Source organism: Streptomyces sp. NPDC005492 (genome assembly GCF_040605995.1).
In the GTDB taxonomy this organism is placed as follows: domain Bacteria; phylum Actinomycetota; class Actinomycetes; order Streptomycetales; family Streptomycetaceae; genus Streptomyces.
On the sequence record NZ_JBEXDX010000104.1, the window covers coordinates 1 to 6,536 of the forward strand.

3 protein-coding genes are annotated in these 6,536 nt (G+C 71.8%); all 3 read left to right on the forward strand.

Features of this window, described 5'->3' with window-relative positions; translation table 11 throughout:
• Nucleotides 1-294 (forward strand): hypothetical protein (locus tag ABZT04_RS45755; protein WP_356066615.1); only part of this gene is annotated, 294 nt, incomplete at its 5' end.
• A gap of 103 nt (nt 295-397) precedes the next feature.
• Nucleotides 398-1,615, forward strand: a complete 1,218-nt coding sequence (locus ABZT04_RS45760; protein ID WP_356066616.1) for a cytochrome P450 — start codon at nt 398-400, stop codon at nt 1,613-1,615.
• Between the two features lie 310 nt (nt 1,616-1,925).
• The coding region (locus tag ABZT04_RS45765) for a beta-ketoacyl synthase N-terminal-like domain-containing protein (protein WP_356066617.1) at nt 1,926-6,536 on the forward strand (4,611 nt) is incomplete at its 3' end.

A 6,536-nucleotide genomic window follows, 5' to 3' on the forward strand; every position in this document is an offset into this window, starting at 1 on the left:
GCCAGCCTGATGGAGGTCATGGCGATCACGCTGGTCTTCGAGAAACGCACGATCGGCCACTACAACCAGCACCTGCGCCAGGAGAACGTGCCCGCACCGGTACGGGCCACCATCGAGAAGATCATGCTGGACGAGCGGTGGCACGTGCGCTACGTCCGCGATGCCCTGCAGGCGATGGAGGAGCGCTACGGCGCCCAGGAGATCGAGGACACCCTCGCCCGCTACACCGCCGCCGACATCGAGATCTACGGCAAGGTCATGGCCGAATTCCAAGAACGCTTCGCCGCCCAGTGACCGAGGTCCGAGGCCGGCTCGCCCGGCCCGCTCCGGCGATCCGTCCTACCACCGCCCGCGGCCCCACCGTCACCGTGAATCAGGCAACTTGAGGAGTCATCGCATGGATGCAAACGAGATTCTGGGGGAGCTGCTCACCCCTGAGGGCCGCGACAACCCCTATCCCCACTACGCCGCCGCGCACGAGCTGGGTTCCGTCGCCCCGCTCGGCGACCAGCTGTGGATGGTGCCCGGGTACGACGCGATCAACCAGACGCTCCGCGCCGGCGAGTTCGGCCCCTGGGACGACCGGTACAACCGGCTGTTCACCGCCGCCGAGTGGAAACTGCACCCCTCGGTGGTCGCCCTGACCAATAGCATCCTGGACACCAACCCGCCCGACCACACCCGGATGCGGGACGTGATGGCCCGGGCGTTCAGCGCCCGCCGGGTCGCCGCGCTCGAACCCATGATCAGGAAGATCGCCAGGGACCTGCTCGACGAGATGGCCGACGCGACCTCGGACGGCTCCTCCGTCGACTTCATGGACCGCTTCGCCTTCAACCTGTCCGTCGGCGTGGTCGGCGAACTCTTCGGCATGCCCAAGGAGGACTGGCCGCGGTTCAAGCAACTGGCCAACGACTGGACCCTGGTGTTCGAGGTGACACCGACCGAGGAGGACACCGCTATCGCCGACACGGCCTACGCGGAGTTCGAGAAGTACTTCCAGGCGCTGGTCGCCAAGCGCCGGAGCGATCCCGGCGACGACCTGGTGAGCGCCGTCGTGCAGATCACCGACCAGGAGAACGCGCCGCTGACCGCGGAGGAACTCGTCTGCAACCTCGGTGTGGTGCTGGCCGCCGGGATCGAGACGACGACACACATCTTCGGCAACGGGCTCAACCTCCTGTTCCAGCACCCGGACGTCGCCGCCGCGCTGCACGCCAAGGAGATCGCGGCGGACAACTTCGTCGAGGAGGTCCTGCGCTTCGACTCGCCCGTCCAGCTCATCGCCCGCGTCGCACGCGAGGACGCGGAGATCGCCGGCACCCGGATCCCGATGGGCGAATGGGCACTCCTCGCGCTGGGCGCCGGCAACCGCGACCCCAAGCGGTACACCGACCCCGACCGCTTCGACCCGACGCGCACCGCCATCCAGCCGGTGTCGATGGGCGCGGGCATCCACCACTGCCTCGGCGCGCCGCTCGCCCGCCTTGAGGGCGTCGTGGCGTTCACCGAACTGCTCGAACGCTTCCCCGACATCGCGCCGGCCGGCGAGCCGACCCGCCGCGACCGCCTGACGATCCGCGGCTACGAGAACCTGCCCGTGACCCTCAACTGACCTTCGAGGCGGCAGCGCCCGGCCCCTTCGGGCGCCGTGCCCAGCGAGCCGCACGCGGCGGCCGGCCCACCGAGCGGGCCGGCCGACCGCACACCGGAACCGTTCCCGGCTCCCGTCCCGGCACCGCGCCGTGTCCGACACGTCCCGCCCGTCCCACGGCGTCCGGCACGCACTCCCGCAGAGCCTCGCCCCGGGGGCCCACCCTCCGCCGTGCGATCGCACACACCGGACAACCGCAGGCCCCCCGCCCTCCGGGCGGGACGGCGCCCTTTGTCAGACATGGCCTCGTCGGACCTCTGTGGAGATAGTGATGACTGAATCCCCCACCGGCAGCGGACCGGATATCGCCATCGTCGGCATCTCCTGCCGGCTACCGGGAGCCTCGACACCGGAGGAACTCTGGGAACTCCTCCTCGACGGCCGTCACGCCATCGAGAAGGCATCCGACAGGAACCGGACATCGGGTCCGGACGGGGCCGACTGGCCGGGCGGATTCATCGACGACATCGACGAGTTCGACGCCGCGTTCTTCGGAGTCTCACCGAACGAAGCGGCGGCGATGGACCCACAGCAGCGCATCATGCTGGAGCTGTGCTGGGAGGCACTGGAAGACGCGGGGATCGTTCCCGCCGACCTCTCCGGCAGCCGCGCGGGCGTCTTCGCCGCCAGCATCGCCAGCGACTACGCCACGCTGATGGCCCGCAGCCGGGGCGACATCTCCCGTTACACGCTGACCGGCCTGAACCGCGGCATCATCGCCAACCGGGTCTCCTACACCCTGGGCCTGCGGGGACCGAGCCTGACCGTGGACTGCGCGCAGTCCTCCTCGCTCGTATCGGTCCACCTGGCCGCGGAGAGCATCCGCCGCGGCGAGACCGACCTGGCCCTGGCGGGCGGGGTCAACCTCATGCTGGACCCGGGCAGTACCGCCATGACGGAGCAGTTCAACGCGCTGTCGCCCGACGGGCGTTGCTACACCTTCGACGCCCGCGCCAACGGATTCGTCCGGGGCGAGGGCGGCGCCGTCGTCGTACTCAAGACAGCGGACCGGGCCCGGGCCGACGGCGACCGGATATACGGCCTCGTCCTGGGCAGCGCCGTCAACAACGACGGCCTCACCGACGGCCTCACGGTGCCCAGCGAGCAGGCGCAGCGCGACGTCGTACGACTGGCCGTCCAGGCGGCCGGGGTCCGTCCCGACGACATCCAGTACGTCGAACTGCACGGCACGGGCACCAAGGTCGGCGACCCCATCGAGGCGGCGGCACTGGGCGCCGCGCTCGGCGCGGGCCGACCGGCGTCCAAGCCGCTGCACGTCGGCTCCCTGAAGACCAACATCGGCCACCTGGAAGGCGCGTCCGGCATCGCCGGACTGCTGAAGGTGCTCCTCAGCATCGAACGCCGCCACGTCCCGGCCAGCCTCAACTTCCAGAGCCCCCACCCCGCCATTCCGCTCGCCGAACTGGGCCTGAGCGTACGGACCGAGCAGGGGCCCTGGCCCGACGAGCGGCACCGACTGGTCGCGGGGGTCAGCTCGTTCGGCATGGGCGGTACCAACTGCCACCTCATCGTGGCCGAGCCGCCCGCGGCCGAACCGGGCACCCCGCCCCCGGCCGCCGTCCCCACCGACCACATCGCCGCGCACGGCTGGCCGCTGTCCGCCCGCACCGCCCCGGCACTGCGGGCCCAGGCGGGCCGGCTGCGCGCGCACGTCGAGTCGCGGCCCGGCGTCCCCACCGCCGAAACAGGCCTGTCCCTCGCCACCACGCGCCAGACCTTCGAGCAGCGCGCCGTCGTCCTCGGCGACGGCCACGCCGAGTTCCGCTCCGGGCTCAAGGCCCTGGAAGCCGGCGACCCCGCGGCGAACGTGGTGGAAGGCACCGCGCGGGCCGTCGGCGGCACGGTCTTCGTCTTCCCCGGACAGGGATCGCAGTGGCCGGACATGGCCCGGGAACTACTGGACACCTCGCCCGTCTTCGCCGAGCACCTCACCGACTGCGCGCAGGCACTGGCCGAGTACCAGGACTGGTCCGTGATCGACGTGGTCCGCGGACTGCCCGGAGCCCCGTCACTGGACCAGGGCCATGTCGTGCAGCCGGCCCTGTTCGCCGTGATGGTCTCCCTGGCCCGCCTCTGGCAGGCGCAGGGCGTCACCCCGGCCGCCGTCATCGGGCACTCCCAGGGCGAGATCACCGCCGCGCACGTCGCCGGCGCGCTTTCCCTGTCCGACGCCGCAGCCGTCGTAGCGCTGCGCGGCCAGGCACTCAAGGCGGTCGCCGGCCTCGGCGGGATGGTGTCGGTCGCCGAACCGGTCGACGTGGTCCGCCGCCGGCTCACCGCCTACACCGGCCTCCTCGGGGTGGGCGCCGTGAACGGCCCCCTCAGCACAGTGGTTTCCGGAGACCCCGCCGCGCTCGCGGAACTGCTCGCCGCCTGCCGGGCCGACGGCGTCCGCGTCCGCGAGGTCCCCATCGACTACGCCTCGCACTCCCCGCAGGTCGATGTCATCGAGGACGACCTGCTACGGCTCCTCGGCTCGATCCGGCCCCGCCGATCCGACCTGGCCTTCTACTCGACCGTCACCGGCGGCCTGCTGGACACCGGCGAGCTGACCGGCGCCTACTGGTTCCGCAACCTCCGCCAGACCGTCCAGTTCGAGTCGGCCGTCCGGGCCGCCCTGGCCGACGGCCACCGTGCCTTCGTCGAGACCAGTCCGCACCCGGGACTCGTCGGCAGCATTGGGGAGACACTGCGCGCCGCGGACGTCACCGACTCACTCGTGACCGGGACACTGCGCAGGGGCCACGGCAGCCTCCGGCAGTTCCTCACCTCGGTCGGCCAGTACCACGTGCAGGGCGGCACGCTCCACCGGCAACCGGCCCCGGGCACCGGACACCGAACCGACCTGCCGACCTACGCCTTCCAGCGCGAGCGCTACTGGTTCGGCGCCCCGGACACCCCCGACGACCGGCCCACCCCGGCAGGAACGGTCCTTCCGCCGCCGACCGCACCGGACCGGCCCGCCCGGCAACCCGCCGCCGACCCCACGGGCCGCGCCGAGGACCTGGTGAGCCTCGTCCAGAAGGCGACCGCCATCACCCTCGGACACGCGACACCCGACGCCGTCGACGTCTCCCGCACCTTCAAGGACCTCGGGCTCGACTCGGGAGCCGCCCTCGAACTGCGCGGCAGGCTCGCCGCCGCCACCGGCCTCGAACTCCCCGACACGCTCGTCTTCGCGCACCCGACGCCGGACGCGCTCGCCCGCCACCTCCGCGCCGAACTGGCCGGAGACACGGCCGCCGACAAGACGGCCGGCGAACTGTCGGCGAGCACCGAACCCCTCGCGATCGTCGGCATGGCCTGCCACTACCCCGGCGACGCGAACTCACCCGACTCGCTCTGGGAACTCGTCGCAGGCGGCCGTGACGCGATCGGGGAGTTCCCCGTCAACCGAGGCTGGGACCTAGCGGCCCTCTACGACCCGGCCCGCGGCAGGTCCGGCACGTCATACACCAGGAACGGCGGCTTCCTGTACGACGCGGACGAGTTCGACCCCGGCTTCTTCGGCATCAGCCCCCGCGAAGCCACAGCCATGGACCCCCAGCAACGACTCCTCCTCGAAACGTCCTGGCAGGCGCTGGAGGACGCCGGGATCGACCCCACGACGCTGCGCGGCGGCCAAGTCGGCGTGTTCACCGGCGCGATGTCCCAGGACTACGGACCGAGGCTGCACGAACAGGCCGACGGATACGACGGCTACCTTCTGACCGGCAACAGCCCGAGCGTCGCCTCCGGACGCGTCGCCTACACCCTCGGCCTCCAGGGTCCCGCCGTCACGGTCGACACCGCGTGCTCTTCGTCCCTGGTGGCGATCCATCTGGCCGCGCAGGCGCTGCGGGCAGGTGAGTGCTCGCTGGCCCTGGCCGGCGGGGCCACCGTCATGGCCAGCCCGGGGATGTTCGCCGAGTTCAGCCGGCAGAGCGGTCTCGCGCCCGACGGCCGCTGCAAGGCCTTCGCGGCGGCGGCCGACGGGACCGGATGGGCCGAAGGCGCCGGTGTCGTCGCGATCGAGCGGCTGAGCGACGCCCAGCGGCACGGCCACCGCGTCCTGGCGGTGCTGCGCGGATCGGCGATCAACCAGGACGGTGCCTCCAACGGCCTGACCGCACCGAACGGTTCAGCCCAGCAGCGGGTGATCGGCCAGGCGCTGGCCGCGGCCGGCCTGCGCCCCGACGAGGTCGACGCAGTCGAGGCCCACGGCACGGGAACCCGGCTCGGCGACCCGATCGAGGCCGAGGCGCTGCTGGCGACCTACGGTCAGGAGCGTGATGCCGAGCGGCCGTTGTGGCTGGGCTCGATGAAGTCGAACATCGGCCACACCCAGGCCGCCGCCGGCGTGGCCGGGGTCATCAAGATGGTGCAGGCGCTGCGCCACGAGGTGCTGCCGCCGACCTTGCACGTGGACTCCCCGTCCACACACGTCAACTGGAAGTCGGGCGCGGTCAAGCTGCTCACCGACGCCCGGCCGTGGCCGGCCGGGGAGCGGGTCCGCCGTGCGGGCGTCTCGTCCTTCGGGATCTCCGGCACCAACGCGCACGTGATCCTGGAGGAGGCTCCGGCGGTCGCCCAGGACCCGGAACAACACCCCGCCCAGAACCTTCCCGCCGCGCCGGTGTTGGTGTCGGCGAAGGACGAGGTGGCGCTGCGGGCCCAGGCGGGCCGACTGCGCGAACACCTGCTCGCGCGCCCGGAACTCGCTCTGCCGGATGTGGCGTATTCGACGGCGAACACACGAGCGCATCTGGATTACCGAGCCGCGATTTCCGCTTCTGATCGTGAGGGTTTGTTGGCGGGGTTGTCGGGGTTGGCGGTGGGTGAGTCGGGTCGGGGCACGGTGGCGGGTCGGTCGGTGTCGGGG